A 26,608-nucleotide genomic window follows, 5' to 3' on the forward strand; every position below is an offset into this window, starting at 1 on the left:
TGCGATCGTCCCCCTCGCGCAGCTGCACCGCGTAATCGTCGCCGGCATCGGCATTGCGCGGATGGCGCAGGCCCAGCGCGTGGCCGATCTCGTGCAGCAGTGCCGCGTAGCCCTCGCTGCCGGGCGCCAGGCCGAGCATCGATTCGACGTCCATCCAGATGTCGCCGGCCAAATCGCCCGCGCCCGGCGCATTGGGCTGCCACGACACCCCCCTGGTGCCGGCTTGCTGGCTGACGCCGAAGCGCAGCTGGCCCACCGCGCCGCCGCTCTCGGACACCTCGGTGAAGCTGATGCCGGCCAGCGCTGCGGTATCGGCCAGCAAACTCCGCACGACTTGCTGCTCAGCGGCGGTGAAGGCCCGGAAACCGGCCTTGCCGACACCGGAGGCCGGCGCCTGGGCGACAAAGCTGAAACTCAGGCTGACGGGGCTGCCCAGGGCCTGCGCGGCGTTCCAGCGCAGGTCGCCGCCGCTGGCAACGGCCTGCTCGGCCATGTCGGCCGGGCGGATGAAGTCGCCGAACGCGTGGTTGGTGTACAGGTTGTTGCCCTCGGCGTCACGGCCGGTCCAGACCTCGAACTCTTCGACATCGGTCAGCGTGTACTCGAAGCCGTGGCCGAAGGCCGGCTTGAGTGTGGCGCTGCGGCCGTCGACCGAGACCTGCACGCTCAGCTCCGACAGCAGCGGCGGCCGCCACGGCTCGCCGGGCGCGGGCTCGAACCAGCTCGTGTTGACCCAGTCGGTGCCGGCAGCACCGTTGAAGGTGTCGTGGCCACCGCCGCCCCACAAGCGGTTGTCTTCGGCGTTGCCGGTGACCCGGTCGTCATGGTTGCTGGCGGAGACGTTGTCGACACCGACCAAGGTGTCGCGGCCGCCGAAACCGTCCTGGGCCCAGCCCTGCGCCAGGTCCACCACCACACCGTCCGGCGAATCCCAGTAGGCCGCGTTGAGGTCGCGCCACCAATCGTCGCTGGGCAGCCGTTCGATGCGATCGTCGCCGGCGCCCCCCAAGACCGTGCCCGCGTACACGCGCAGCACGTCGTTGCCTGCGAGGGCGTGGTAGTCGTTCCAGACGTCGCGGGCGCTGGTGGGCTGCGTGTAGGTGTCGTCGCCGCTGGTCAGCGTGATGTCGGGCATGGGCTCCCCTGGTGTCAGGCCCGCAGCAGCGGAATCGTCTTCTGGTTGAAGTTCACGAGGTTCGGAAACACGTCGTGGAGCAGGTTGGGCGCCAGGCCCAGCCACTGCATCAGCGTGGCGCCGACCTGGTCGGTGGCCACGGCCGGCACCAGGCGACCGTTCTTGCCAGGGTCGCCGTCGTCGACGCCACCGAGTTTCAGCGCCGGGAAGCTGCCCAGCACCTGGCCGCCGGCCACCGGGCCGCCGAGCGCGAACCAGTGGTTGCCCCAGGCATGCTCGCTGCCGCCGCCGGAGCCGGGGCGCAGCGTGCGGCCGAAGTCGCTCATCACCAGCGTGACGACGTTCTGATCCAGGCCGCTCGTGCGCATGTGCTGGTCGAAGCCGGCCAGCGCCTTGGCCATGCCGGCGAGCAGCGTGTCCTGGGTATTGGCGCCGCTGCCGCGCTGGTTGGCATGGGTGTCGTAGCCACCTTCGCTGACGACGAAGACCTGGCGCTTCAAGCCCTCGCTCTTGAACATCGGCAGCACGGTGGCCACAGTGCGTAGTTGCTCGGCCAGGTAGGCGTTGCCGAAATCGGCGCTGGGCGGCGCGGCCTGCATCAGCGCCTGGGTGAAGCGGGCCGAATCGGCCACCGCACTGCCCAGCGTGCGCGCGTATTCGGCCTCGTAGGCATTGGCGAACTGCCACTGGGCCATGCGGTTGATGGCCTGCACCTGCTCTTGCTGCGGCTGCGACAGATCGCCGGCGCCCCACCAGCGCGCGCCGTCCTGCGGCAGGAAGGACACCGGCGAACGCTTGCCCAGCACCAGCGTGCGGTTGGTGTTGGTGGTCACCGCCGAGATCGGGTGGCGCATCGTCGAGGGCAGCAGCTCGAGGCCGCGGCCGGCCCAGCCGCTCATGTCGTCCTGCACGGTCCAGCCTTGCTGGATCGCCACCTGGTCGCTGTGCGACATCAGGAACGGCGGCAGTTCCACCGCGTTGGCCAGCACTTGCTGCGCCGTGGCCGGCTCGACCAGCGGGCCGGCATTGGCGATCCAGGCCAGGCGGCCCTCGTTGTACAGCCCGGCCATCGCCGCCAGCGTCGGATGCACGCCGAAGCTGTGGCCGGCCGACTTGCCGGCCAGCGCCACCAGGCTGTTCTTCGACAAGGCCAGGTTGGCGCGGGCCGACTGGTAGTCGCCATAGGCCGCATCGGTAGGCACCAGGCAGTTGTGGCCATCGTTGCCGCCTTCGAGGAAGACGACGACCAGCGCGCGGTACTCGTCCGCCGCGGCATGCCCATCACCGCTCAGCAGCCCGAGCAGGCCCGCACCGCCCGCCAGGCCGGCAGAGCCGAGGAAGTGTCGGCGTTGCATCACTTGATGACTCCGTAGTAGGGCGTCGCGAGCGCATAGCCGAGCAGGCGCAGCGCGCCGTCATCCGGTGCATTGCGGTCCCAGAAGGGGTCGCCGCGCATCAACTGCTCGATGTTGCTGCGCAGCGTGGGTGGCATCGCGCCGCGGAAGAAGCGCTGGCTCAGGTAGTCGTTGAACGCCCGTGGCGAACTGGCAAAGGCGCGGCTCAGCGCCTCGATCTGGCAGCCAGCATCGCTGTAGTTCATCAAGCTGTTGGTCCGCGTGGCATCGTCCCAGCGCAGCCAGTTCAGTTCGCCGAAACGGCCGACCAGTTCGGTGGCATTGACCAGTTTCTGCTCCGGCGACAGCAGGTTGCTGCCGGGCGCGCGGTCGGTCGGCGCGTAGTAGCTGAACACGCTGTTCGGCGCGAAATGCGGCTGCGTGTTCAGCATGTAGCCCGGCCAGCGGCGGCCGGTCGGTGCACGCTGGCAGCCCAGCGCCCGGTACAGCGCCGCGCGGTGCAGCGCCGGCTCGCGGAACTTGCCGTCGTCGCTGCGCACGCTGGCCGGGTTGTCGCCGGCGCGCGCTTCGGCATCCAGCAGCACGGCCTTGATCACCGCCTTCATGTCGCCGGCCGCGCCGCTGCCGTTGTTGCGGAACTTCGCCGCCACGCGGCCGACATAGGCCGGCGTCGGGTTGCTCTTCACCAAGTGCTGGATCAGGCGCAGGCTGACGAAGGGTGCGATGTTCGGATGGCCCATCAGCAGCGCGATCGTGTCCTGCAGATCCTTGGGCGCCGACTGGCCGGCGGGAAAGGTCTTGCCGAGCACGCGCTTTTCGCCCGAATCACGCTCCGGCGGCCAGCTCGAGGGCACCATCGGCTTGCCCCAGTTGGCCCAGTTGCGATTGGGCCGGTTCTGCGGTTCGGGGTTGTGCTGCCAGCCCGTGAGCACGCGCGCCAGCTGTTCCACGTCCTGCTGGCTGTAGGTTTCGACGTAGCCGCCCTTGCTGTTGCGCATGGGCGTGCCGTCCGGGTTCAGCTTGAAGACGCCGAGCGTGAACAGCTGCATCAACTCACGCGCGAAGTTCTCGTTCGGCGCGCAGAACGGGCATTCGGCACTCTTGGGCCGGTTCTGGTCGTTGTCCAGGTACTGCGCCATGTAGGGGCTGACCGAGACCTGGTACAGCATGTCGGCATAGCCGCCGAAGGCCTGCTTCTGCAGCATGTTCAGCCAGTGCACGGCACCGGCCACATCGCCCTTGCGGGTGGACGTGGTGATGAACTGCGACAGCGACCAGGTGGTGCGCAGGCGCAACTGGTCGGGTGCCGTCATCAGCAGCTGCTGGACGCCGTTCTGCCAGTAGACCCACTGCGAATCGGGCACCGGATCGATGTAGTCCTCGACCGGCTTGGCATCCAGCGTCGACGGCGCCAGCGCGAACTGCGCATCGATCCACTTCTCGAAGCCCTGGGTCCGGATCTCGGTGACCAGCGCCGGCGTCGGGCCGAAGCTGGCCTGCTCGGCGAAACGCGAGGCCGCGTAGTGGCTGAGTGGGTAGACCGGGCCGCCGCTGGCCACCTGGCCCGAGGACGCATCGGGCACCGCGCCGGCGTCGTCGCGCTCGGCGCCGCCGCAGGACACCAGCAACAGCAGCGCCGTCAGCGCCGTGCAGCGAAGACTCACACGCATGGGATTCCCTCGGACGGACTGGCTTGTGGCCGTGACGGGCTTGCCACGGCAGTGGGTGTCGTGACCATAACGAAAGGCCGGACACGTCGCAATCCGGATGCCCCCTTGCGACGGGCACGGCATCGTCACTTGGAATGAGTGACGCGCCGTTCAGAACTGCCGCGACAGCCCGAATTGCAGGAAGCGCGCGCGCAGCGGCACCAGCCCCGGCGAGCCGCCGCCGCCCAGGCGCCAGCTGCCGCGCTGCTCATAGTGTTCGAGCTTGATGTCGGTATGCCAGCCTTCGGGCAGGCGCAACGCCAGTTTCAGCCCCAGCGTCAGCGCGCCGAAGGCCGACAGGCGCGCGTCGGGCGACAGGGAGTCCGGCGGATCGCTCAGGTAGCCGGGCGGCAGCGGCGCGCCGGCGTAGGAGTAGACCGGGTCGTAATAGAACCAGGCGGCGCTCTGCGAGTACACCCGCAGCGATGGCGTCAGCACCAACACGGCCGACATCGGCTGCACCCATTCGGCGGCCAGCGTGTGCGCGCGAATGCCGAAGGAATCGCGGTAGTGCCGGTAGCTCGCACGCAGCGTGCCGTGCCAGGCCTCGGCGTGGTGGTTCCAACGCAGCAGCAGGATGCGCTGGTGGCGGCTTTCCGGGCGCTGGTCGACGCGCTTGTACGGATCCGAGTAGTAGCCCTGGCCCTCGGCCAGTGTCAGGCCGGCCTGCACGATATCAACCGTCGACAGCACCTGGGTCAGCCCCGCCGTCAGCTCGACCGTGCGGCGCCGGCGCTGCAGCGCGGCATCGTCGCTCGACGAGATGCGGTCACGCGTCAGGCCCAGGCCGGCGTTCCAGCTGCGGTTGTTGTCCTCGCTGGCCCCGGCGGCTTCGAACGACAGCGCGCGCGATGCGAAATCATGCTCGCTCGAGGCGGCAGCGCCGGCGCTCCAACTGCTGCGTTCATCGTGGTGGGTGATCTTCAGGTCGCCAGCGCGGCGCCGGTCGCTCATGCGCGAAGCGCCGGACACCGCGCTGTGGTAACGCGGCGAGGCGCCGGAGACGCTGTCGTGGGTGGCACCGGCCACCAGCGACCAGTGCTCGCCCAGCGGTGCCTGCAGTTGCAGCGAGGGCGATTCGGCCCGCACGCGCTTCAGCCCCGGCTGCCAGTCCTGGTAGCTGAGCCATTTGAAGCCGATCCGACCCTCGGTTGGCGCCTCGGCCGCCGGCGCCCCGACACCCGGCAGCGCCAGCGCGGCGCAGACCACCCGGCCCCAGCGGCGGCTGTCTTCGGCGGCAGCCGCCATCGGCGTTCAGCTCAGCGCCGCGACGATGCGGCGCTCCAGCTCGGCCCGCTGCTCGTTGCGGAAGCCGCGGTGGGCCAGCAGCACGCGGCGGTCCGGGGCGATCAGGAAGGAACTGGGCATCGCCTTGACGCCGAAGTCGCGCGCGCTGGCAGCGGCCGCATCGAAGGCAATGGCGAACCTCGGCGGCAGCTGCTTCAGGAAGTCCTGCGCATCCTCGGGCCGTGCATCGAGGTTGATGCCGACGACGCGCAGGCCCGCGGCCTGGTGCTGGTCGTGCAGCTGGTTCATCCACGGAAACGACTGGCGACAGGGGCCGCACCAGGAGGCCCAGAAGTCGAGGTACAGCGCGCGCCAGCGCGGCAGGCCGGTGCCGGGCAGCACTGCTTCGCCGGCCGTCGTCAGCAAGGCCAGCGCCGGCGCGGTGTCACCCGGTGTGGCCGCATGGCTCAGCTGCAACCCGGCGGCCAGCGGCAGACCCGGCAACCCAGCACCGAGGCGCAGGGCGGCGGCCAGGCAAGCGCGGCGGGTCGGTAGGGCAGCGGGCTCAGACATCCGGCGATTCTGGCTTGCTGCGGGCCAGCGCCCAACAGGCCAGCGCCAACAGCAGCCACGCTGCCGGGCCCATCGCACCACCGCCGCCCTGGTTGTGGCGCTCGGCATCTTCGACCACGCTGAGCGCGACACGCTGCGTGGCGGCCGGCGCGTCGGTGGCGACGACCAGTTCGCCGCCGAATCGGGCGTCGGCCGCGCCGGTCCAGGCCACGTCCACCGCGCAGCCGCGGCCCGGCAGCAGGTCGGTGCCGGACAGCGGGCAGCCTTCGTGCTCGGACTCGGCCAGCGTAAAACCGTTGCCCAGCAGCGCGATCGAGCGCACCACCAACAGGCCCGCACCCTGGTTTGCGATCCACAGCCGCTGGCGAGCACCGCCGCTGCCGCCCGGCACCGCGACGAAACCGAGCACCGACGGATTGACCGCCAGCTGTGCGCTGGCCGGTGCCAGAACGGCGAGCTCCGGCGCCTGGCCTGGCATGGCATCGGCCAGCTCGAACAGTGCCTCCTCAAGGCCCGCCTGCACCACCAGCGTGGCGCGCAGTGGACCGGGTTGCTTGGATGCGACGGAAGCGGCAGCAGCGGCCGCATCCACTATGCGGCGAACCTCGACCGTGCACTCGCCACCCGGCCGCAGCATGACGCCGGCGTCGCACGTTCCGGCCAGTTGAAAGCTCGCGGCGCGGCTGCCAACCAGCCGCAGCGCACTGATCGGCAACGCCTGCGCACCGTGGTTGGCCAGTTGCAGCCGCTGCACGTCCGCGCCGATCGCCAGGGCCACGCGGTCGGCCCACAGCGCCGCCGCTGCCGGAGCACGGCCGCTGGTCGCGTCGCCACGGGCGTCCAGCACCACGCGCAGCGGAACATCGCTGCCGTCATGGCGGATCAGCAACTCGCCGGCGATCGCGCCAGCGCGCTGCGGCTGCAGCAGCAGGACCAGGTTGCAGGCCGCGCCGGGCGTCAAGCTGCCGCCCGCTGCGCAGCCGCCCGCCTGGAGCACGAAGTCGGCGCGGGAGACACTGATATCACGCAAAAGCAGCGCCGCCGCGCCAATGTTCTGCAGCACCAGCAACTGCGCCGCGCCGGCACTGCCCACCGGCACCGCCGCAAAGCTCAGCAGCGGCGCCGACAGCCGCAGCTGTGCCGCCGGGCCGGCCAGCGCCTGGCCATCAAGGGCGACCGTCGAGACGCCGCCGGCGCCGTCGTGCGCCACGCGCAGTTCGCCGCGGCGCAACGCGCCACCGGAACCGCCTTCGCCCGCATCGAGCGGCACGAAGCGCAGCGACAGCATGCAGAACTGCCCGCTGGCCACAACGCGCCCGGCGTGGCAGTTGCCACCCTCGATGACGAAATCGGCCGACGACAGACCGATCTCGCCCAGCACCATGGCCTCCGGCGAGCGGTTGCTCAGCCGCAGTTGCCGATCTCCGCTGCCGGTGCCCACGGCCGCGGCGCCGAAAGACAGCGCCGAGGCGCTGAGCGTGACCACCGCCGGCGGTTTGTCCCGCCCCTGGCCGGCCAGCGCGATGACCGCCGGCGTCGGCAAGCCGTCGTGCGTGATGATCAGGCTGCCGCTGCGCAGGCCCGCGGTGCCGGGCGCGAACGCGATGTCGACCACGCAGCTGCCGAAGGCCGGCAGGCTGACCGGGCACGGCGCGCTGTCCAGCACGAAGTCACCCTGCAACTGCAGCGACAAACCGGCGAGCCCGGTCTTACTGCTGGCGCTGACGGTGATGCGCTGCACGGCGCTGCGCTGGCCCAGCGGCGTCTGCGGAAAGTCCACCCGCACGGGTGTGTTGCCGAGGAACGCCGCGATGTCGGCCAGGTCGGCCGCGCCGTAGTAGCGGCTGAACACCCCCATGCCGCCGGTGTTCAGGCTGACGGCGCGCTGGATCAGCGCCACCGCATTGCGGCCCGACCAGATGTTGCCGAAGTTATTCAGCCGCGGGTTGTCGCTGTGACAGTCGGCGCAGGCCAGCTCGCCGGGCGCCGGCGAGGTCATGAACAGCTGTTCACCGTGGGCCGGATCGCTGGCTCGCGCGGCGCATGGCAGCAGCGCCGCGCCGCAGACGATCGCTGCCGCCAGCCCGCGCCATCGACTGCCCTGCGCCAGACGCCTAGGCTTCACGGTACTCGGGCACCAGCTCGCGCAGCCGCTCCCGAACAGCGCTATCGTCCAGCCGGCCCGAGCCGGCAATGCGCTGCACCCAGTCGAGCACGGCGGCCGCATCCTCGTCGTGCAGCCTGGCCACGCGCAGCCGGCTCACCGTTGTCGGCAGCGTGGTGTCGGCATCGGCCAGCAGCTCTTCGTACAGCTTCTCGCCCGGACGCAGGCCGGAGAACACGATGGCGATTTCGTCCAGCGCATGACCCGACAGCCGGATCATGTCGCGCGCCAGGTCGACGATGCGCACCGGCTCGCCCATGTCCAGCACCAGCACCTGCCCGCTGTCGCCGATGGCGGCGGCCTGCAGCACCAGGCGCGCGGCCTCGGGAATCGTCATGAAGTAGCGAATGATGTCCGGGTGCGTCACCGTCACCGGGCCGCCCTGGGCGATCTGCTCCTTGAACTTCGGGATCACGCTGCCGCTGGAACCCAGCACATTGCCGAAGCGCACCGCCATGAAGCGCGTGTTCGGATGACGCTGGGCCAGCGCCGACACCACCCGCTCGGCGGCACGCTTGCTGGCGCCCATCACATTGGTCGGGTTCACGGCCTTGTCGGTGCTGATCAGCACGAAGCGCTCTGCCCCGCACTCGGCCGCCGCCATCGCCGCATGGCAGGTGCCCAGCGTGTTGTTGCGCAGGGCTGCCCAGGCGTTGTGCTCCTCCATCAGCGGCACATGCTTGTAGGCCGCGGCGTGGAACACCACCTGCGGCCGCCAGCGGCTGAAGACCTCGCGCGTCGCGTCCAGGTCCTTGACGTCGCCGACCAGGCGCACCAGCGGCAGTTGTGGAAAGCTGGCGCTCAGGGCCTGTTCGATGCTGTAGAGGTTGAACTCGCTCTGCTCCAGCAGCACCAGCCGTGCCGGGCCGTACATCGCCAGCTGGCGGCAGAGTTCGCTGCCGATCGAGCCGCCGGCACCGGTGACCAGCACGGTCTTGCCGGAAAGCACCTCGGCGATGCCGGCTTCGTCCAGTTGCACCGGCTCGCGGCCCAGCAGGTCTTCGGGCTCGATGTCGCGCACGCGCTCGATGCCGCTGCGGCCGGTGTGCAGTTCGGCGGCGGACGGCACGGTCAGCACTGGCAGCCCGGCCGGTGCGGCCAGCTCGAACGCGCGCCGGCGTTGCGCCCCGCGCGCCGCCGGCATCGCGACGATCAGGTGCGTGGCCACGCCGCGCACGGCCTTGTCCTGCACCGCTTCGAGCGGGCCGAGCACCGGCACGCCGGCGATGCGTGCGCCCTGCTTGGCCGGGTCGTCGTCGAGCAGGCCGATGACCTGCCAGCCCTGGTGCTGGATGCCGGCAATCAGGCGACGCGCCGCTTCGCCGGCACCGAGCACGATCGCGCGTTTGACTTCCACATCGCTGCCGGTGATGCGCCGGCGCGCGTGCTCGTACAGCATGCGGTAGGCCAGGCGCGCCAGCGCCAGCCCCATCAGGGCCACGACCGGGTGCAGCGCCAGCACCGCGCGCGGCACGGCCGTCAGCTGCAGCATCAGCACCACCACCGCCGAGCCCAGCCCGGCCATTGCGCAAGCGAGCGCCAGCCGCTTGATGTCGCCGAAGCCCGAGAAGCGCCACATGCCTTGCGGCACGCGCAGCGCGATGAAGCCGATGAGGTAGGCTGTGACGATGCCGAGCATCACCCAGACGTCATAGCCCGGTCGTGCACTGAGCCAGCGTTCGAAGCCCAGTCGGAACAGGTAGGTGACGTTCCAGGCCAGCATCACGACCCCGGCGTCGACCACCAGCGACAGCGGCGCGCGGTGCGGCCGCAACCGGGCCAGGAACTGGTCCAGGCGCAGCCAGAACGACAGGTCGGCTTGGTCTTCGGGTTGCGGGGTCATCGCTGCTTTATCGCTGGATCAGCACACGCAAGGTGCGCAGCAGCACGCCGAGGTCTGAGCTCAGCGTGGCCTGCGCAGCATAGTCGGCCTGGCGCTGCAGCTTGTGCGGCAGGATGCGTTCGATGTAGTCGCGCTCGGGATCGGTGGACCCCGCCAGCAGGCTGGCTTCGTCGATGTGCTCCAGCGAGGCCGGGTCGGTGATGCCGGGCCGAACCGCCAGCACGCGTTCGCGCAGGCCGGGTGGATAGTGCGCAACGAAGCGCGGCACCTCGGGGCGCGGGCCGACCAGGCTCATGCTGCCGATGAGCACATCGATCAGCTGCGGCAGTTCGTCGAGGCGGTAGTGGCGCAGTGCGTGGCCGATGCGGGTGATGCGCGCATCGTGCGCCATGGTGACGGCCGGGCCGCGCTGCGGCGCGTCGGCGGCCATCGTGCGGAACTTGTGGATGCGGAACAGCCGGCCCTGGCGCCCAACCCGCTCTTGGCGGAAGAACACCGGCCCGCGTGAATCGAGCTTCACGGCCAGCGCCACGCCCAGCAGCAGCGGCGCCAGCAGCAGCAGCGCGACAGCCGCGATCAGCACATCGAACACGCGCTTGGCCATGCCGCGGGTCAGGCCCCCAGCGCCGTCTTCACCGCGGCGATCACGCGCTCGACATCGGCATCCGTCATGCGGGTGTAGATCGGCAGGCTCAGCATCTGTTCGTAGGCATGCTGGCTGTGCGGGAAGTCCGAGGCTTTCAGCTGATAGCGGTCGCGCCAGTAGGGCTGCTGGTGCAGCGGGATGTAGTGCACGCTGCAGCCGATGCCGAGTTCATACAGGCGCTCGATGAAGCGGTCGCGCGCAACGCCGGCACCATCGGCCAGGCGGATGGCGTACAGGTGCCAGGCATGCAGTTCGCCGGCCGACGGCATCGGCGCGCTGATCAGCGGCAAGCCGGCAAAGGCCTGTTCGTAGCGCGCGGCAATCGCCGCGCGGCGCTGTTGAAACGCATGCGCCTTCTTCAGCTGGTGCAGGCCCAGCGACGCGGCGATGTCGGTCAGGTTGTACTTGAAGCCCGGCGCGATGACTTCGTAGTACCAGCTCGGCACATTGGCGGTGAAGCGGTCGAAGGCATCGCGGCTCATGCCGTGCAGGCGCATCACCTTGGCGCGCTGGGCCAGCGCAGCGTCACGCGTGACCAGCATGCCGCCCTCGCCGGTGGTGATGGTCTTGTTGGCGTAGAAGCTGAACACCGTGGCATCGCTGGCCAAGGTGCCGATCAACTGCCCGGCGCTGGTGGTCGGCAGCGCATGCGCGGCGTCTTCCACCACCTTCAGGCCATGGCGCTGCGCGATCGCCAGCAGCGCCGGCATGTCGGCCGCGAGGCCGGCGTAGTGCACCGGGATGATCGCGCGGGTGGCCGGCGTGATGGCGGCTTCGATCAGCCCCGGATCGATGTTCAGCGTGGCGGGGGCTATGTCGACCAGTCGCACATCGGCACCGAGGTAACGCACCACTTCGGCGGTGGCGGTGAAGGTGTGCGTCGTGGTGATCACTTCATCGCCGGGGCCGATGCCCAGCGCTTCCAGCGCCAGGTGCAAGCCGGCGGTGGCGGAGTTGACGGCGATGCAATGCAGCGTCGGATCGCCGAGGAAGGTCGCGAAATCGGCCTCGAAGCGCTTGGCCTTCGGGCCGGTGGTGACCCAACCGGACTTCAGCGTATCGACGACCTCGGCGATCTCGTCGTCACCGATCTCGGGCAGGGCATAGGGCAGGAAAGCTTGGCTCATCAGACAGGTTTCTCCAGCCACGCCAGCACATGCGTGCGCAGCGGCGGCAAGGCATTGAACACGGAATACAGCGCGGGGTGGATGCGGCACAGCCAGCGCGCCAGCGGCGGCGCCAGCGTGAGCTTGCGGCGCCACATCCGCGCTTGCGGAAACAGCGCCTGCACGCGCTGCAGCGGCACGCCGCGCACGTCGCGGTTGCGCGGATTGTCCACGGTGAAGTCGTACCACAGCACGCCGCCGCCCGGCCGCAGCCAGGACCACATCGCGGCAGCCAGTTGCTGCTGGAAGGCGTCGTCGAGCAAGGACGAGAACACCGTGTGCTGGCAGACGATGTCGCGGCTGCCCGGCTCGATGGTCAAGGCACTGGCATCGCCCTGCCACAGCGTGACGGCGGGTGGCAGCAGCGACCGTGCAAGCGCGTGGCGCTCAGGCAGCAGTTCGATACCGGCCAAATGCTCCGGCCGGAAGCCCAGCCGCAGCAGTTCCAGCAGGTTGCCGCCGGCGCCGCAGCCGACTTCCAGCACCGTCAGCTGCGACAACTCGGCCAAGCCCAGTTGGGCGAACAACTGCAGCATCGCGCGCTGACGCTCCTGCACCGTCTGCCAGACATCGGGCTGCAGCATGCTGTAGCGGTCGGGCTGGCCACGCCGGGCATAGCGCTGCGCGACGGCCTGCACCTCGCTGGCTGGGTCGTCGTTCATCGCAGCAGCGCCTGCAGGAATCGCCGGGCCAGTACCGGGTAGGTGTGGTGGCTCAGCACGAACTCGCGGCCGCGCTCGCCCATCGCGCGGCGCTCGGCCTCGGGCACGGCGGCCAGCTGCCGCAGGCCAGCGGCCACGGCCTCCGGCGATTGCGGGATCACCGTCAGCCCGCAGCCGCTTTCGGCCACCGGGTCGTTGCCGGCGGCGACCGAATGCAGCACGGCGCAGCGCGCCATCATGTAGTCCATCAGCTTGTTCGGCGCGATGCCGAAACGGTAGATCGGCACGCGCTGCCAGCCGATGTAGGCGATGTCGATGCGGCCCAGAAACGATGGGATCTGGGCCTTGGGAATCGGCGGCAGCATGATCACGTTCGACAGGCCTTCGGCCGCCACGCGCTGCGCGAGACGTTCACGCTCGAGCCCGTCGCCGACCATCACGATGGCCAGCGTGTCGCTGCGCAGCAGGGCCGCCGCGTCGAGCAGCACGTCCAGCGCGTTGGGCAAGCCCATCGAGCCAGCGTAACCCACTACCGTGCGGCCCGCGGCGCGCTGCGCAGCGATGGCCGCGGCCACGTCTTCGCGCAGCGGTGCGGGCGTGCCTTGCCACTCCTCCAGCGTGATGCCGTTGGGCACGATGCTCAGCCGCTTCAGGTCCAGGCCGCGGGAGGCCATGTACTCGTGCACCACCGGCAGCATCGAGACCACGCGGTCGGCATGCCGGTAGGCCGCGGATTCCGCCGCGTGGCACAAGCGGATGAACGGATGACCGGGCGACATGCCGGACAGCTCGATCGGCGACAACGGCCACAGGTCGTGCACCTCGAACACCAGCAAGGCGTTCGCGCGCCGCGCGATGCGCCGCGCGACCCAGATGTCCATCGGGTAGGTGCTGGAAGCGATCACCACATCGGGCTTGAACTCGGCCGCCAGCGCCCCGGCCCGCCACCACAGCGGCGCCAGGAAACGAAAGATGTTCCAGACGCGGCCGACACCATTGCCCTGATAGCCGGGCGTGGGCAGCCAGCGGTAGTGGATGCCGTCGATCAGTTCGTCGCCCGGCTGCGGCTGGCGCGTGCGCACATGCGAATACGTGGCGCCGATGATCTGCACACGATGACCCAGCCGCACCCATTCACGCGCAAGGTAGTAGGGCCGGTACTCCATGCCCAGCGCCGGGCTGCCGGCATAGTGGTTCAGGTAGAGGATGTTCATGCCACGCGCATCCTGCCGTGCGCGCCGGCCGACTGCAGTGCGTGCAGGCGCGCGACGAAGCGCTCGACGGCGGGGTCGAACATCGCCTGGCGCGCGACCCAGGCATGGTTGGCCGAAGCGATGGTCGCGGCGCGCGCGGCCATCGCCTGCACCGCCGCTGGGTCCGGCAGCTGGCCATCGGCCAGGATCAGGCCGTTGTCGCCATCGGTGACCAACTCGCGGTTGGCCGGCAGGTCGGACAGCAGCGGCACGCAGCCATGGGCCATCGCTTCCAGCACCGAAACCGAGACCGAGTCACTCACCGGCAGGCTCAGGTACCAGCGCGCCTGGCGGTAGCACCGCGCCTGGGTCGCCGCGTCCAGCCGGCCGACGAAGCGCACGCGGCCGGCGAGGCTACTGTTGTGCTGTACCTGCTGTTCGAGCGCCGCCCGCAATGAGCCATCGTTCGCCACCACCAGTTCGGCCTGCGGCCAGGCCCGGGCCATGAGCTCGAAGGCGGCCAGCACGCGCTGCGGTGCATAGATCGGCTCCAGTCCGCGATTGGCGAAGAAGAGGTGCTCACTCTTGGTACCCGGTGGCTCGGGCAGGGTTTCCAGGCCGAACGGAAAGCTCATGACCTCACCCGCGCCCAGCGCGCGCATGCGCTCGGCCATGTGCAGCGAATCGCTGGTGCACAGCGTGCAGGCGCGCAGCACGCGGCGTGTCAGCGCGCGCATCAGCACGCTGCGCTCGGGCGTGACGAGGATGTCCGAGCCCCAGGCCGAGCCGACGATGCGCACCGGCAGCCGCCACAGCGCCCGCGCCAGCCAGGCCAGTGTGCCGTGGGAGGTGAGGTAGTGCGCGTGCACCCAGTCCGGCTGCACCTGATGCAGCCAGCGGGCCAGGCGCGGCAGGGAACGCAGCACCGCCACATTGCCGCCGGCGAACGAGGGTTGGGTGTCCAGCGCCAGCCGCCGCTCGGGCGGCAGCAGCTCGGCCAGTGCCGGCGCAAAGCCGCGCGACGAGGCGGCATACAGCTCCAGCCGTGGCGCCAGGGCCCGCGCCCATTTCAGCAGGTGCGGGCTTTCGCCATCGCCCAACAGCACGAGTTTCATTGCCACTGCTAACGCGGTAGATCGCCGGCCCAGGCGTCGTAGTGGGCCCGCAGCTCGGGATGCTGGTCCAGCCAGCGCCGGTCGGCCACGCGCGCGTCGGCCACCCGCTGCGCGGGATTGCCGGCGATCACCGAGAACTCGTCGAACACGCCACGCACCACGCTGCCGGCGCGCACCACGCAGCCCCGGCCCAGCCGCGACCCGGCTTCGATGACGCTGTGCGGCCCGATGAAGCAGTAGGCGCCGATCTCCACCGGCCCCGAGACCCAGCCCGGCCGCGGCCCGGGCCAGTCGACGAAGCGCTGACCGAGCAGGCGCTGCGCCCGGTGCGAGCTGTGGCTGACGATGCTGGCATGGTGGGTGATCTGCACGCCCTCGCCGATCACCACGCCGGCGCTGGCTTCGATGAAGTTGAACGGGCCGATGAACACATGGTCGGCCAGCTGCAGGCGTTCTTCATGCTCGATGCAGGCCGAGGGTGCGATGCGCGTGTGCGGCAACCAGCGGCCCTGCGACGATTCACCGAACACGATGCGGTGCCACAGCCAGCGCGCCAGCCAGCGGCGGCTGCGGTTGAACCAGGCGCGCATCATGGTGCGGCCTCGCTCAGCGGCCAGCGCGCCAGCCGCCAGAAGTACCAGCCGAAGTACGCGGCCGTGACACCCGACACGACCCAGCCGGCCGCTGCCAGGCTGCCCAGCTGCAGGCCGATGGCCAGCGCGACGATGAAAGCCAGCTGGCCGACCAGCGCCAGCCGCAGCGCCCAGGCCTGGGCCTGCCAGGCCATCGTCACCACTGCCAATGGCGAGGCGATGAAGTGCACGCCGATGTACAGCGCCAGCGCACGCGCCAACTCACCCGCTTCCCGCCAGCGCTCGCCGAAGGCCCAGGCGAAGAGCTGCGGGCCCCAGGCCCAGAGCAGCCCCACCAGCGGCGTGGCGATAGCGGCCAGCGTCAGCATGGCCTGGCGCACCGTCGCGCGGGACTCGGCGGTGATGCGGCCACCGCCGGCGGCCAGGCGTGGATAGAGCGCCTGCGACAGTGCACCGCCGACCAGCGTGGCCGGCGCTTTCAAGTAACGCAGTGCCAGGCCCCAGGCGCCGGCCGCAGCCGAGCCGAGTTGCGCCGAGATCAGTGCGACAGTCACGGTGTCCTGCAGCGCGCCGAGAAAGGCATGCGGCGTGTTCAGCAGCGGGAATTCGCGGTGCCTGCGCGCGGCGGATTGAATCGCCTGTTGATCCACACGCCCCGCCACACGGCGGCCCCATGGCAGGCGCAACACCGCCAGCGCTGCGAGGCCGGCAGCCACCGTCGCGCCGATCAAGCCATGCACGCCGGCGTGCAGCACACCGGCCACGGTTTGCGCCACAGCCCCACCGCCATGCTGCAGCACACGTGCCACGGCCAGCGCCGGAAAGCGCTGCTGCCGCGTGGCCCACAGCGTGGCCAGCGACACCGCCCCGAGCACGCCCACCGCCAGCGGCAGCCAGGCCGGCCACAGTGCGCCGGCAATCCATGCCCACAATGCAGCGGCAACGACACACACCAGCGTCACACCGCCCAACAGCATCAGGCACAGCAGCCGCAGGGCACCGGCCTCAGACTCGTCCGCAGCCAGCGGCAGCGCAAATTCATAGCGCGCACAGGCCACCACCGCGACATTGGCCGCCACCGCGGCAAACAGGTGATAGACGCCGAACTCCTGCGGGCTGTACAGCCGCGCCAGCCAGGGCCCCAGCAGCAGCGGCAAGGCCTGGGCCAGGGCTCCGCCGGTCAGCAGCGTCAGCGTCGGGCGCAGCAAGCCGGCGGCGGCCATGCGGGTGTGCGGCCGCGTCAGGCCGTCGCAGGCACCAGCGCCGCAGCCAGTGCCGCAACGACGCGGTCCTGGTCGGCCTCGCTCAGGTCGGCGCTCATCGGCAGGCTCAGCACCCGCTGGGCTGCGCGAATGCTGTGCGGGCAGGAGCCGGCATTCTGGCCAGCGGCATAGGCCGGCTGGTGGTGCAGCGGCTTCGGGTAGTGCACGGCAGTGGGAACGCCCGCCGCTTGCAATGCCTGCTGCACACGCGCCCGGTCGTCGACCATCACGGTGTACTGCGCCCAGACGCAATCGCGGTCCGGCCGCACCGCCAGCAGTTGCACCGGCGCGCCGCTGTCGCGGATCAGCCGGCTGTAGCGCTCGCCCAGCGCCAGCCGGCGCTGAATCTCCCACTCGAAGCGTTCCAGCTTGGCCAGCACCACCGCGCACTGCAGCGTGTCCATGCGGCCACCGACGCCCAGCCGCGTGTGCTGATAGCGCCCACTCTGGCCGTGCACGCGGATCTCGCGGCAGGCCTGGGCCAGCGCATCGTCGTTGGTGAACATCGCGCCGCCGTCGCCGTAACAGCCCAGCGGCTTGCTCGGAAAGAAGCTGGTGCAGCCGAGGGTCGACAGGTTGCAACTCTTGCGGCCCTGGTAGCCGGCGCCGAAGCTCTGCGCCGCGTCTTCGATCACCGCCAGGCCGTGCTGCGCCGCCAGCGCATTGATCGCCGCCATGTCGGCGACCTGACCGTACAGGCTGACCGGCATGATCGCCCGCGTGCGTGGCGTGATCGCCGCGGCGATCAGCGAGGCGTCGATGTTGCAGGTGTCGGGCTCGATGTCGACGTACACCGGCGTCGCGCCGGCCAGCACGATCATCTCGGCCGTGGCAGCGAAGGTGAATGGCGTCGTGATCACTTCGTCGCCGGGCTTCAGGCCCAGCGCCATCAGCGCGATCAGCAGCGCCTCGGTGCCGCTCGCCACCGCGATGCAGTACTTGGCGCCGGTGTAGCGCGACAAGGCCTGCTCCATCTCGGCGACCTCGGGGCCCATGATGTACTGGCCATGGTCGAGCACGCGCTGGATGCGCGCATCGATGCTGGATTTCAGCGCGGCGTACTGTGCTTTCAGGTCGGTGAATTGCATGCTTGCAGACTTTCGCCATCGAGGCGGTAGGTTTCGCCGGTGGCGGGACACTGCGCCTCGCCTTGGCCGCTGGCGGGCAGCGACAGGCGCTCGCCATGGCGGCTCATCCAGCCGATGCGGCGCGCGGGCACGCCGACCATCAAGGCAAAGGCCGGCACATCGCGGCTGACCACGGCACCGGCGCCGACGAACGCGTATTCGCCGATCGTCGTGCCGCAGACGATCGTGCAGTTGGCGCCCAGCGTGGCGCCGCGCCGCACGCGCGTGCGGCGGTATTCGTCCTTGCGTGGCACCGCCGAGCGTGGGTTGTGCACGTTGGTGAAGACCATGCTCGGGCCGCAGAACACATCGTCTTCGAGCGTCACCGCGTCGTAGATCGAGACGTTGTTCTGCACCTTGACGTTGTTGCCGATCGCCACGTCGTTGCCGACATACACGCCCTGGCCGAACGAACACGCTTGACCGATGCGCGCGCCGGCGCTGATGTGCACGAAATGCCAGACGCGGCAGCCGTCGCCGAGCTGCGCGCCGTCGTCGACGATGGCCGAGGGGTGGACGGTGATGGCCATCAGTACTCGAGGGGCAGGTTGATGCGCTTGCCATCGCGCGCCGAGCGGTACATCGCGATCAGCAGTTCCAGGCTCTTCAGGCCTTCGCGGCCATCGGTCTCGGGCTCGCATTCACCGCGCAAGGTGCGGATCACGTTGTCGTAGTACAGCGGGTGGCCGAAGCCGTAGACCGACGTGGTCTGGTAGCTGGCTTCGTCGAGCTGCTCGTCCATGGCGTGCGGTTCGGCGAACTCCCAGTGCTCGATCTTGTTCACTGCCACACCGCCGATGCGCACCGTGCCCTTCTCGCCCAGCACAGTGATCGAGCCTTCGAAGTTCTTCGGGTGCGCCAGCATCGTGACGTTGACCGAGCCCATCGCGCCGTTGCGCCACTTCAGCGCGGCAACGCCGGTGTCTTCGACCTCGATGTTGCGGGCCAGCGTGCCGGTGTAGGCCATCACGCTCTCCACCGGGCCGATCAGCCAGTCCAGCAGGTCGATGTAGTGGCTGGCCTGGTTCATGAACGCACCGCCGTCGAATTCCCAGGTGCCGCGCCAATCGGCCGAATCGTAGTAACTCTGCGGCCGCGACCAGAACACGTTGACCGTGACCATGTAGACCCGGCCGAAGCGGCCCTGCTGCAGCGCCTGGCGCAGCAACTGCAAGGTCCGGTTGCGCCGGTTTTGCTTGACGACGAACAGGCGCACGCCGGCATCGTCGCAGGCCCGGACCATTGCCAGGCCATCGGCCCAGCGCGTGGCCATCGGTTTTTCGGTCATCACATGCACGCCGGCCTGGGCGGCTTCGGCGGCCTGCTGCGGGTGCAGGCCGCTGGGGGTGGTCAGCACCACGCAGTCGGCGCCGGCGCCAGCCAGCAGGGCGGTCAGGCTGGTGAACGGCTGGGCGCCGGTGCGACCGGCCATCGCGGCCAGCGCGGCGGGGTCGGTGTCGCAGACCGCCGCCAGTTCGGCGCGCTCGGCATGGCGGCTGATTGCTTCGACATGGTTGGCCGCAATGCGCCCGCAGCCCGCCAGCGCAAAGCGGATCTTGCGGTCGACGACGGGGGCGTGTTGCAGGTGCATGGCGGAGGATGGGCGCATCGGCCACTGCGCCCGCGGCCGGGGCGGCCGGGCCCGCGCGGCCAGGGAGCGGATTATCCGCCAGCGCTGCCGTACTTCAGGGGGTCGGATGGACGCCGTCGAACGCGTCGCCCAGCCGACGGCTTCGGCCCCGCTGCCTACAATTCGCGGTTTCCCCCAAGCCCAGCCGGCTCACCATGACGAACGACGCCACCCCGCCCGACGACGACAACAAGCTGATCGCCGAGCGCCGCGAAAAACTCGCCGCCATCCGCCAGCAGGGCATTGCCTTCCCGAACGACTTCAAGCCGCGGCACCATGCCGCCGACCTGCAGGCCAAGTACGGCGAACTGAGCAACGAAGAGCTGGAGCCGCAAGGCGTGCCGGTGGCCGTGGCCGGCCGCATGATGCTGAAGCGCGTGATGGGCAAGGCCAGCTTCGCGACGGTGCAGGACGGCTCCTTCGGCAAGACCCATGGCCGCATCCAGCTGTTCATCAGCAAGGACGCGGTGGGCGAAACCACCTACGAAGCCTTCAAGCACTGGGACCTGGGCGACATCCTCGGCGCCGAGGGCGTGCTGTTCAAGACGCGCACCGGCGAGCTCTCGGTCAAGGTCACGACGCTGCGCCTGCTGACCAAGAACCTGCGGCCGCTGCCTGGCGACTTCTACGGCATGAAGGACCAGGAGCAGAAGTACCGCCAGCGTTACGTCGACCTGATCACCGATGAAACGGCGCGGGCCCGCTTCGTCTCGCGCAGCAAGGCCGTCAGCTCGATCCGCAGCTTCATGGTCGAGCATGGCTTTCTCGAGGTCGAGACGCCGATGCTGCACCCGATTCCGGGCGGTGCGAATGCCAAGCCCTTCGTCACGCACCACAACGCGCTGGACCAGGAGATGTTCCTGCGCATTGCGCCGGAGCTGTACCTCAAGCGCCTGATCGTCGGTGGTTTCGAGCGCGTGTTCGAGATCAACCGCAGCTTCCGCAACGAAGGCATCTCCGTTCGGCACAACCCCGAATTCACGATGATGGAGTTCTATGCGGCCTACTGGAACTACCACGACCTGATGGACTTCACCGAGCAGTTGCTGCGCCATGCCGCACGCATGGCCACCGGCTCGGCCAGCCTCACCTATGCCGGCAAGCCGGTGGAACTGGACAAGCCGTTTGCGCGGCTGTCGGTGCGTGAGTCGCTGGTGGTGCATGCCGGCTTGAGCGACGCGGAGTCCACCGACGTGGCCGTGCTGCGCGCGAAGATCCTCGCGGCCGGCGAAGACGTGCCGGCGCACTGGGGGCTGTCCGAGCTGCAGTTCGGCCTGTTCGAAGCGGTGGTCGAAGAGAAGCTGTGGCAGCCGACCTTCATCATCGACTATCCCGTCGAGGTGTCGCCGCTGGCCCGTGCCTCCGACAGCAACCCGGCGGTCACCGAGCGCTTCGAGCTGTTCATCACCGGTCGCGAATACGCCAACGGTTTCTCGGAACTGAACGACGCCGAAGACCAGGCCGCCCGCTTCCAGGCCCAGGTAGCCAACAAAGAAGCCGGCGATGAAGAAGCGATGTACTACGACGCCGACTTCATCCGCGCGCTCGAATACGGCATGCCACCCACCGGCGGCTGCGGCGTCGGGCTGGACCGGCTGGTCATGCTGCTGACCGACAGCCCGAGTATCCGGGATGTGATCCTCTTCCCGGCCTTGCGCCGGGAAGGCTGATTCTCCCGGCGCTACGCCGGGGAGGCTGCCTCACCGGCCTGGCGCCGGGAAAGCTGATCTGCCCGGCGCGGTGCCGGGCAGTGCTTGATCAGCGCTGGGAAGCGGCCACCACCGTCGTCGGCGTCGTGACGCGGCGCTTGGCGTTGAAGGCCAGCGCACCGCTGTCTTCGCCGGTCACTGTATTCAGGTCGCCGGCAGCGCGGGCGGCGATCACGTCGGACTTGACGTCTGCGCGCACACGCACCGACTTGATGTCCTGGGCCTTGTTCATCTGCGGGCGATTCGCCCAGGCGCTGATCGAGCCGTCAGCCTGGGCCTGCTTCAGTTCGGCGACGACTTGAGCGCGGGTCTTCAGCGTGAGAGTGTTGGCGCTGTTGTCGATCGTCGGGTCATCAGCCAGCGCTGCACCCGTGGCAAACACGGTCAGCGCGGCAATCATCAGCTTGTTCATGAGCAAACTCCTACAGGGTTGGGACTGGATGTCTTGACCGGTGCTTGTGGCCACCGCCTGCATCCATGACCCACACTGTAGAAACCTGCGGCACAAAGAAAAAGCACTGCGGCGCGAACGCACCAATGCGGTTTCAGGAACAATCGCAAGCCTTGAAAACCCGCAGCTGCGCCTTCAGCGGTGCGTGAACACCGGCTTGCGCTTGTTGATGAAGGCCTCCATGCCTTCCTTCTGGTCTTCGGTGGCGAACAAGGCGTGGAACATGCGCCGCTCGAACATAACGCCGTCGCTGAGCGTGCCTTCGTAGGCGCGGTTCACGCACTCCTTGGCCATCATCACGCTGGTGGCGCCGAAGCCGTTGATCGTGGCCGCGGCGGCCAACGCTTCATCCAGCAGCGTCGCCGCTGGCACCACGCGGGAGACCAGGCCGGCGCGTTCGGCCTCGGTGGCGTCCATCATGCGCGAGGTCAGCACCAGGTCCATCGCCTTGGCCTTGCCCACGGCGCGCGGCAGGCGTTGCGTGCCGCCGGCGCCCGGGATCACGCCGAGCTTGATCTCGGGCTGGCCGAAGCGCGCGGTGTCGGCGGCGATGATGATGTCGCACATCATCGCCAGCTCGCAGCCGCCGCCCAGTGCAAAGCCTGCCACCGCGGCAATCACCGGCTTGCGCACGCTGCGGATCAACTCCCAGTTGCGCGTGATGTAGTCGCCGTTGTAGACGTCGGTGAAGCTGTAGCTCGCCATCGCGCCGATGTCGGCGCCGGCCGCGAAGGCCTTGTCGCTGCCGGTGATCACGATGCAACCGATGCCGGCGTCGGCATCGAAGGCCTTCAGCGCCGCACCGAGCTCGTCCATCAGCTCGTTGTTCAGCGCATTCAGCTGCTTCGGGCGGTTCAGCGTGATCAGGCCGGTGCGCCGTTCGCCGTCGCCGCGGGTGTCGATCAGGATGTGTTGTGGGGTGCTCATCGGGGTCATGCCTCCAGGGTTAAGTCACTTGGCTGCCTGCAGCGGTGGCTGCTTCAGCGTCAATTCCATGTAGGTGGATTCGCTCTGCCGGACCAGCATGCGCACCGGCAGGTACTGCAGCGTGGGCGCAAACCAGATCTCGACCACCATCTCGCCGCCCTTGGCCTCACGCCGCGGTTTGACGTGGAAGGTGGGCACCTGGCCGAACGGCAGGTATAGCGTTTCTTCGCTCTTGACATCGTAGATCCAGCGGTCGGCCCGGCGGTTGATGACCATCGGCACCTCGATCGAGCGGCCCACCTGCAGCAAGGCGGGTTGGGTCGTGAACAGCCAGGTCAGCTGCACGAACTGGCTGGCCTCGTCCTGCACACCGGGGAGCGAATCGATCTCGACGCCGTCGGCGAAGGCAATGCGCTCGCGCCCGATGTCCTGGGTCCAGCGCTTGGGCGCTCGAAACAACTGCTTCTGCTCGCCCTCGAAGCGGCTGGGCACCAGGCCGCGATCGGTCAGCTCCCCTTCGCTGGAGACGCGGCGCGAGAACATCGGACCGAGGCTGGACTCCATGCGCACCTGGTAGCGCGTGCCGGCACGCAACCACTCCACCTGCGCATGCCCGCCTTCGATCGGTCCGCGGTAGTAGCCGCTGAGCGCGTAGCTCAGGCGCGTCGACGGCGGCCACTCGAAGGCATGGGTTTCGGCGGTGGACGCCGCGGCGCTGGGCGCTTCGGCAACTCGTGGCGTCGGCTCGGGCGGCGGTGGTTCGATCGTCGGCGTGATGGCCGGGGTGCTGGCGGGGGATGGCTCGGCTGCCGCAGGCTGCGGTGTGGGCGGCGATGGCACGGGCTCAGGCGGCGGCGCAGGCGCAACGGCCACCTGGGTGTCCGGGGCTGACGCGGGTGTCGCCGGCTTCTTGGCCACGCTCGGCAAGACCCGTTCGGCCGCGCGTGCCGGCCGGGGTACGGCGGCCGCGGCCGGCGCGGCACGCTGCACCAATTCACGCACAAACGCCACCTCGATGCGGGGGCTGCTGTGCTCGCTGGCGCCCCAGCCGAAACGGTCGGTCACCAACTCGTCCATGGCCAGCACATGCACCAGCGTGACCCCCGCCAACAACATCCAGCCGGAACGACGACGCAGCAAGGCGCGCCCGGGCCTGCGGCCCGGCAGGCCGGCCGCGGCCCCTTCAGCCATCGAGCCAGGCGCGGCGCCGGGCCATCACGGCACGCGCGGGTTTGTCGATCAACTGCAGCGCCAGGGTCTGCGCCAGCGGCGTGTCTTTGTCCGGCACCAGGCGCAGCGTCGTCACGCGCTGGTCGCGCACCAGCAGCAGGTCGAAGGGCTGGTGGCGGTCGATCCAGCCCAGCGCATCCTCGAAGCGGCGCACACGCCAGCCGTCGATGGCCAGCAACTCGTCGCCGGCCGAGACGCCGGCCTCGGCCGCGGCGCTGCCGGCCAGCACGCTCTTGACCTGCACGCCGGTGACCGGGCCTTCGGACAAGCGCAGGCCCAGCGACGCGGCGAAGCCTGCACGCTCGTTGCGCGGCTGTACGCCGACGCCGGCGAGCAGCTCTTGCAGCGGCAACTCTTCGGTGCCATGGACCCAGGCCTGCAGCTCGGCAGCGAACGCACGGCCCCCGACCTGCTTCAAGGCGGCAGCGATGTCGGCCTCGCTCACCGGGCCGCCGTCGGAGCGCTGCCACAGCAGGCGCATCACCGCGTCCAGCGAAGCGCCGCGCTCGCGCAACCTCAGGTCCAGCGCCAGCGCCACCAGTGAGCCCTTCAGGTAGTAGCTGACCGTGGCATTGGGCGTGTTCTCGTCGGCGCGGTAGTACTTGACCCAGGCGTCGAAGCTGGACTCGGCCACGCTCTGCACCTGGCGGCCGGGCGTGGCGGCCACGGCGTTCATCGCCTTGCCCAGCAGCTTGAGGTAGCGGCTGGTGTCGATCAGGCCGGCACGCAGCAGCATCAGGTCGTCGTAGTACGAGGTGAAACCTTCGAAGAACCACAGCAGGCGGGTGTAGTTCTCCTGTGTGTAGTCATAACGCGCAAATTCAGCGGGCTTGAGGCGCTTGACGTTCCAGGTGTGGAAGTACTCGTGGCTGATCAGCCCGAGCAGCGTGGCATAACCATCGCTCAGCCCTTCCATGCGCTCGCGCGGCAGGTCGCGCCGGGTGCTGATCAAGGCGGTGCTGGCGCGGTGCTCGAGGCCGCCGTAGCCTTCGTCCACCGCGTTGAGCAGGAACACATAGCGCTCGAAGGGCGGTTTGGTGCCGGCCTCGGCATGCCAGAAGCGGATCTGCTGCTCGCAGATGCGCTGGGTGTCTTTCAGCAGGCGCTGGCCGTCGAAGCCGGGCCAGGCCCCGGCAACGACGAATTCATGCGGCACGCCGCCGGCATGGAAGCTGCCGCGCCAGAAGCGGCCCAGCTCGAACGGATGATCGACCAGTTCGTCATAGTCCGCGGCTTCGAAGCTGCGCGGCCCGATCGCGCGCATGCCGGTGGCCACCTGCCAGCCTTCGGGCAGGCTGCCCAGGGTCACGCGCTGCGCTTCGGCCTCGCGGCCTTCGGCGCGCAGGAACAGGCTGGTGCCGTTGAAGAAGCCGCGCCGCGCATCGAGGAAGGCCGTGCGCACGGAGGTGTCGAAGGCATAGACGAAGTAGCTCAGCGTCAGCGCCGCGCGCCCACTGCAGCGGGCCAGCCAGCGCGTCTTGTCGACCTGCTCCAGGTCCACCGGACGCTGGCCCTGCCGCGCCTGCAGGCCAGACAGGTGGCGGCCGAATTCACGCACCATGTAGCTGCCCGGGATCCACACCGGCAGCGACAGCGCCTGCTCGGCCGCGGGGGCCGGCAGCGTCAACGTCACGCGGTACTGGTGGGCATGCGGATCGGCAAGGTCGACGCGATAGGAGATCATGGTTCAGGTGCCCGCGGCACCCAGAAAGCAGCTGAGGGCGGCCACGGCCGACAAACGGAAGCGCAGCGTGAGCCAGCGCGCCAGGCCTTGTGCGGGGTAGACCTTGCGATCGACCAGGTAGCACAGCACCAGCAGCACGCCATCGAGCACCAGCCCGGCGTTGGCCGGCATCATCACCGCCACCCAGGCGAACAGCGACGCCAGCACGCCCCAGACGAACAGCGAAGCCGGCGGATCGTGATGCTGGAAGCCCAGCCCCCAGTGGATGCCGCCCAGGAAGGACACCACCATCGCCGCATAGGCCGACAGGGCCAGCGTGACATACGGGTGCGCCTGGTCGTTGACGATCCACACCAGCATCGCACCCAGCACAAAGGCAGCCGAGCCGGCATGGCCCAGGCGTCGGGCCATCACCGACATCGGCGGATCGGAAAACACATGGGCACTCATCGTGCCCGGATTGTCACCGCTGCTCAGCTTTTCTTCGCCGCTGCCAGGATGCGTGCTTCGATCTGCGCCGCGGGCAGCGCACCCGGGGCGCGCGAGCCATCCTCGAACACCACCGCCGGCGTGCCGTTGACGCGGTGCTTCTGGCCCAGCTTGACGTTGCGCTCCAGCGCCGCGACATCGCACTCGGCGGCGGCCTTGGTCGGCGCCACGTTGTCGACCATCCAGGCGCGCCAGGCCTTGCCGGCATCCTTGGCGCACCAGATGTCGCGCGATTTGACGTTCGAATCCGGCCCGAGGATCGGGTACAGGAAGGTGTAGATCGACACGTCCTTCAGGGTCAGCAGGTCACGCTCGATGCGCTTGCAGTAACCGCAGTTCGGGTCGGCAAAGATCACCAGCTTGCGCGCGCCCGTGCCCTGCTTGACCAGCACCGCGTCCTTCAGCGGCAGCGTGGCGAAATCGATCATCGTCAGCTTGTCGATGCGCGCCTGGGTCAGGTCGGTGCGGGTCTTGGTGTCGATGATCGCGCCCTGGATCACGTACTGGCCGTTCTCGTCGGTGTAGAAGATCTCGGCGCCGTAGCGCACCTCGAAGACGCCCGGGATCGGCGTCTTGCTGATCTCGTCGATCTTCGGCAGGTTGGGCAGACGCTCGGCCAGGTTCTTGCGGATCGCCGCCTCGTCGGCCTGCACCGAAGCCGCGGCCAGCAGCGCGATGGCCCATGCGCCACGGCGCAGCGTTGTCAACGAGATCATCA

Annotated in this window: 23 protein-coding genes and 1 pseudogene; 1 reads left to right on the plus strand and 23 read right to left on the minus strand. The window is 69.3% G+C overall.

Translation table 11 applies throughout. The annotated features are described in order from the left end of the window. The 17 genes and pseudogenes from VLK61_RS02150 to VLK61_RS02230 all read right to left on the minus strand — a co-directional run. Window positions 1-1,135, minus strand: a pseudogene (locus tag VLK61_RS02150) (hypothetical protein); the annotation flags it as partial. A 14-nt stretch (window positions 1,136-1,149) separates the two neighbouring features. Next, window positions 1,150-2,490 carry a DUF1501 domain-containing protein gene (locus VLK61_RS02155; protein WP_325417809.1) on the minus strand — a complete coding sequence of 447 codons (1,341 nt, stop codon included), beginning with the start codon at window positions 2,488-2,490 and terminating at the stop codon, window positions 1,150-1,152. Beyond that, window positions 2,490-4,160 carry a DUF1800 domain-containing protein gene (locus VLK61_RS02160; RefSeq protein ID WP_325417811.1) on the minus strand — a complete coding sequence of 557 codons (1,671 nt, stop codon included), beginning with the start codon at window positions 4,158-4,160 and terminating at the stop codon, window positions 2,490-2,492. Before VLK61_RS02160 ends, VLK61_RS02155 begins: the two co-directional genes overlap by 1 nt. 150 nt (window positions 4,161-4,310) lie before the next feature. Then, window positions 4,311-5,447 carry a DUF3570 domain-containing protein gene (locus tag VLK61_RS02165; protein ID WP_325417813.1) on the minus strand — a complete coding sequence of 379 codons (1,137 nt, stop codon included), beginning with the start codon at window positions 5,445-5,447 and terminating at the stop codon, window positions 4,311-4,313. Window positions 5,448-5,453: 6 nt separating this feature from the next. Next, on the minus strand, window positions 5,454-5,999 hold the full coding sequence (locus VLK61_RS02170; RefSeq protein WP_325417815.1) for a TlpA family protein disulfide reductase: 546 nt from the start codon (window positions 5,997-5,999) through the stop codon (window positions 5,454-5,456). Then, entirely contained in the window at window positions 5,992-8,124 is a 2,133-nt protein-coding gene (locus tag VLK61_RS02175; RefSeq protein WP_325417817.1) for a choice-of-anchor D domain-containing protein, read from the minus strand. Before VLK61_RS02175 ends, VLK61_RS02170 begins: the two co-directional genes overlap by 8 nt. Next, window positions 8,114-10,006 (minus strand): polysaccharide biosynthesis protein, encoded by a 1,893-nt coding sequence (locus tag VLK61_RS02180; RefSeq protein WP_325417819.1) that lies wholly within the window; start codon window positions 10,004-10,006, stop codon window positions 8,114-8,116. The genes VLK61_RS02175 and VLK61_RS02180 overlap by 11 nt, the downstream gene beginning before the upstream one ends. Before the next feature lie 7 nt (window positions 10,007-10,013). Further along, the gene (locus VLK61_RS02185) at window positions 10,014-10,610 is read right to left on the minus strand and encodes a sugar transferase (RefSeq protein WP_325417821.1); all 597 of its coding nucleotides are present in this window, start codon (window positions 10,608-10,610) and stop codon (window positions 10,014-10,016) included. Window positions 10,611-10,618: 8 nt separating this feature from the next. Next, window positions 10,619-11,779, minus strand: coding sequence for a DegT/DnrJ/EryC1/StrS family aminotransferase (locus VLK61_RS02190; protein ID WP_325417822.1), 1,161 nt, complete (start codon window positions 11,777-11,779; stop codon window positions 10,619-10,621). Further along, window positions 11,779-12,480 (minus strand): class I SAM-dependent methyltransferase, encoded by a 702-nt coding sequence (locus VLK61_RS02195; RefSeq protein WP_325417823.1) that lies wholly within the window; start codon window positions 12,478-12,480, stop codon window positions 11,779-11,781. Before VLK61_RS02195 ends, VLK61_RS02190 begins: the two co-directional genes overlap by 1 nt. Then, window positions 12,477-13,694: a glycosyltransferase family 4 protein gene (locus VLK61_RS02200; protein ID WP_325417825.1), complete on the minus strand. Its 1,218-nt coding sequence runs from the start codon at window positions 13,692-13,694 to the stop codon at window positions 12,477-12,479. Before VLK61_RS02200 ends, VLK61_RS02195 begins: the two co-directional genes overlap by 4 nt. After that, complete coding sequence (locus VLK61_RS02205) at window positions 13,691-14,788, minus strand: glycosyltransferase (RefSeq protein ID WP_325417827.1); 1,098 nt, start codon at window positions 14,786-14,788, stop codon at window positions 13,691-13,693. Before VLK61_RS02205 ends, VLK61_RS02200 begins: the two co-directional genes overlap by 4 nt. Window positions 14,789-14,796: 8 nt before the next feature. After that, a complete protein-coding gene (locus tag VLK61_RS02210) occupies window positions 14,797-15,378 on the minus strand; it encodes an acyltransferase (RefSeq protein WP_325417913.1) in 582 nt (193 codons plus the stop codon). Beyond that, a complete protein-coding gene (locus VLK61_RS02215; RefSeq protein ID WP_325417829.1) occupies window positions 15,378-16,604 on the minus strand; it encodes a lipopolysaccharide biosynthesis protein in 1,227 nt (408 codons plus the stop codon). The genes VLK61_RS02210 and VLK61_RS02215 overlap by 1 nt, the downstream gene beginning before the upstream one ends. Before the next feature lie 17 nt (window positions 16,605-16,621). After that, on the minus strand, window positions 16,622-17,731 hold the full coding sequence (locus VLK61_RS02220) for a DegT/DnrJ/EryC1/StrS family aminotransferase (protein WP_325417831.1): 1,110 nt from the start codon (window positions 17,729-17,731) through the stop codon (window positions 16,622-16,624). Next, window positions 17,713-18,300, minus strand: coding sequence for an acyltransferase (locus tag VLK61_RS02225; RefSeq protein WP_325417833.1), 588 nt, complete (start codon window positions 18,298-18,300; stop codon window positions 17,713-17,715). The genes VLK61_RS02220 and VLK61_RS02225 overlap by 19 nt, the downstream gene beginning before the upstream one ends. Further along, window positions 18,300-19,361, minus strand: a complete 1,062-nt coding sequence (locus VLK61_RS02230) for a Gfo/Idh/MocA family protein (RefSeq protein WP_414636754.1) — start codon at window positions 19,359-19,361, stop codon at window positions 18,300-18,302. The genes VLK61_RS02225 and VLK61_RS02230 overlap by 1 nt, the downstream gene beginning before the upstream one ends. Before the next feature lie 194 nt (window positions 19,362-19,555). On the opposite strand from VLK61_RS02230, the gene lysS reads away from it, so the two are divergent. After that, on the plus strand, window positions 19,556-21,070 hold the full coding sequence (gene lysS / locus VLK61_RS02235) for a lysine--tRNA ligase (RefSeq protein WP_325417834.1): 1,515 nt from the start codon (window positions 19,556-19,558) through the stop codon (window positions 21,068-21,070). 88 nt (window positions 21,071-21,158) lie between these two features. On the opposite strand, the gene VLK61_RS02240 is transcribed toward lysS, so the two are convergent. The 6 genes from VLK61_RS02240 to VLK61_RS02265 all read right to left on the minus strand — a co-directional run bounded on the left by VLK61_RS02240 (window position 21,159) and on the right by VLK61_RS02265 (window position 26,606). Further along, window positions 21,159-21,521, minus strand: a complete 363-nt coding sequence (locus VLK61_RS02240; RefSeq protein ID WP_325417836.1) for a DUF4148 domain-containing protein — start codon at window positions 21,519-21,521, stop codon at window positions 21,159-21,161. A 174-nt stretch (window positions 21,522-21,695) separates the two neighbouring features. Beyond that, a complete protein-coding gene (locus VLK61_RS02245) occupies window positions 21,696-22,487 on the minus strand; it encodes an enoyl-CoA hydratase (RefSeq protein WP_325417838.1) in 792 nt (263 codons plus the stop codon). A 24-nt stretch (window positions 22,488-22,511) separates the two neighbouring features. Then, entirely contained in the window at window positions 22,512-23,627 is a 1,116-nt protein-coding gene (locus VLK61_RS02250; protein ID WP_325417840.1) for a DUF3108 domain-containing protein, read from the minus strand. 43 nt (window positions 23,628-23,670) lie between these two features. Further along, window positions 23,671-25,401, minus strand: coding sequence for a M61 family metallopeptidase (locus VLK61_RS02255; protein ID WP_325417842.1), 1,731 nt, complete (start codon window positions 25,399-25,401; stop codon window positions 23,671-23,673). 3 nt (window positions 25,402-25,404) lie between these two features. Further along, window positions 25,405-25,851, minus strand: a complete 447-nt coding sequence (locus VLK61_RS02260) for a DUF3429 domain-containing protein (RefSeq protein WP_325417844.1) — start codon at window positions 25,849-25,851, stop codon at window positions 25,405-25,407. Window positions 25,852-25,874: 23 nt separating this feature from the next. Continuing rightward, entirely contained in the window at window positions 25,875-26,606 is a 732-nt protein-coding gene (locus tag VLK61_RS02265) for a DsbC family protein (protein WP_325417847.1), read from the minus strand. Between the last annotated feature and the right edge of the window lie 2 nt (window positions 26,607-26,608).

This window comes from Aquabacterium sp., assembly GCF_035476535.1.
Classification (GTDB): Bacteria; Pseudomonadota; Gammaproteobacteria; order Burkholderiales; family Burkholderiaceae_C; genus Pseudaquabacterium.

Bases quoted from the DNA above. Each gene is read 5' to 3' on its own strand.
- VLK61_RS02240 (WP_325417836.1), bottom strand. From the start codon at position 21,521: ATGAACAAGCTGATGATTGCCGCGCTGACCGTGTTTGCCACGGGTGCA.
- VLK61_RS02195 (WP_325417823.1), bottom strand. From the start codon at position 12,480: ATGAACGACGACCCAGCCAGCGAGGTGCAGGCCGTCGCGCAGCGCTAT.
- VLK61_RS02255 (WP_325417842.1), bottom strand. From the start codon at position 25,401: ATGATCTCCTATCGCGTCGACCTTGCCGATCCGCATGCCCACCAGTAC.
- lysS (WP_325417834.1), top strand. From the start codon at position 19,556: ATGACGAACGACGCCACCCCGCCCGACGACGACAACAAGCTGATCGCC.
- VLK61_RS02165 (WP_325417813.1), bottom strand. From the start codon at position 5,447: ATGGCGGCTGCCGCCGAAGACAGCCGCCGCTGGGGCCGGGTGGTCTGC.
- VLK61_RS02180 (WP_325417819.1), bottom strand. From the start codon at position 10,006: ATGACCCCGCAACCCGAAGACCAAGCCGACCTGTCGTTCTGGCTGCGC.
- VLK61_RS02215 (WP_325417829.1), bottom strand. From the start codon at position 16,604: ATGGCCGCCGCCGGCTTGCTGCGCCCGACGCTGACGCTGCTGACCGGC.
- VLK61_RS02205 (WP_325417827.1), bottom strand. From the start codon at position 14,788: ATGAAACTCGTGCTGTTGGGCGATGGCGAAAGCCCGCACCTGCTGAAA.
- VLK61_RS02220 (WP_325417831.1), bottom strand. From the start codon at position 17,731: ATGCAATTCACCGACCTGAAAGCACAGTACGCCGCGCTGAAATCCAGC.
- VLK61_RS02230 (WP_414636754.1), bottom strand. From the start codon at position 19,361: ATGCACCTGCAACACGCCCCCGTCGTCGACCGCAAGATCCGCTTTGCG.
- VLK61_RS02200 (WP_325417825.1), bottom strand. From the start codon at position 13,694: ATGAACATCCTCTACCTGAACCACTATGCCGGCAGCCCGGCGCTGGGC.
- VLK61_RS02155 (WP_325417809.1), bottom strand. From the start codon at position 2,490: ATGCAACGCCGACACTTCCTCGGCTCTGCCGGCCTGGCGGGCGGTGCG.
- VLK61_RS02245 (WP_325417838.1), bottom strand. From the start codon at position 22,487: ATGAGCACCCCACAACACATCCTGATCGACACCCGCGGCGACGGCGAA.
- VLK61_RS02265 (WP_325417847.1), bottom strand. From the start codon at position 26,606: ATGATCTCGTTGACAACGCTGCGCCGTGGCGCATGGGCCATCGCGCTG.
- VLK61_RS02170 (WP_325417815.1), bottom strand. From the start codon at position 5,999: ATGTCTGAGCCCGCTGCCCTACCGACCCGCCGCGCTTGCCTGGCCGCC.
- VLK61_RS02260 (WP_325417844.1), bottom strand. From the start codon at position 25,851: ATGAGTGCCCATGTGTTTTCCGATCCGCCGATGTCGGTGATGGCCCGA.
- VLK61_RS02225 (WP_325417833.1), bottom strand. From the start codon at position 18,300: ATGGCCATCACCGTCCACCCCTCGGCCATCGTCGACGACGGCGCGCAG.
- VLK61_RS02185 (WP_325417821.1), bottom strand. From the start codon at position 10,610: ATGGCCAAGCGCGTGTTCGATGTGCTGATCGCGGCTGTCGCGCTGCTG.
- VLK61_RS02160 (WP_325417811.1), bottom strand. From the start codon at position 4,160: ATGCGTGTGAGTCTTCGCTGCACGGCGCTGACGGCGCTGCTGTTGCTG.
- VLK61_RS02190 (WP_325417822.1), bottom strand. From the start codon at position 11,779: ATGAGCCAAGCTTTCCTGCCCTATGCCCTGCCCGAGATCGGTGACGAC.
- VLK61_RS02210 (WP_325417913.1), bottom strand. From the start codon at position 15,378: ATGCGCGCCTGGTTCAACCGCAGCCGCCGCTGGCTGGCGCGCTGGCTG.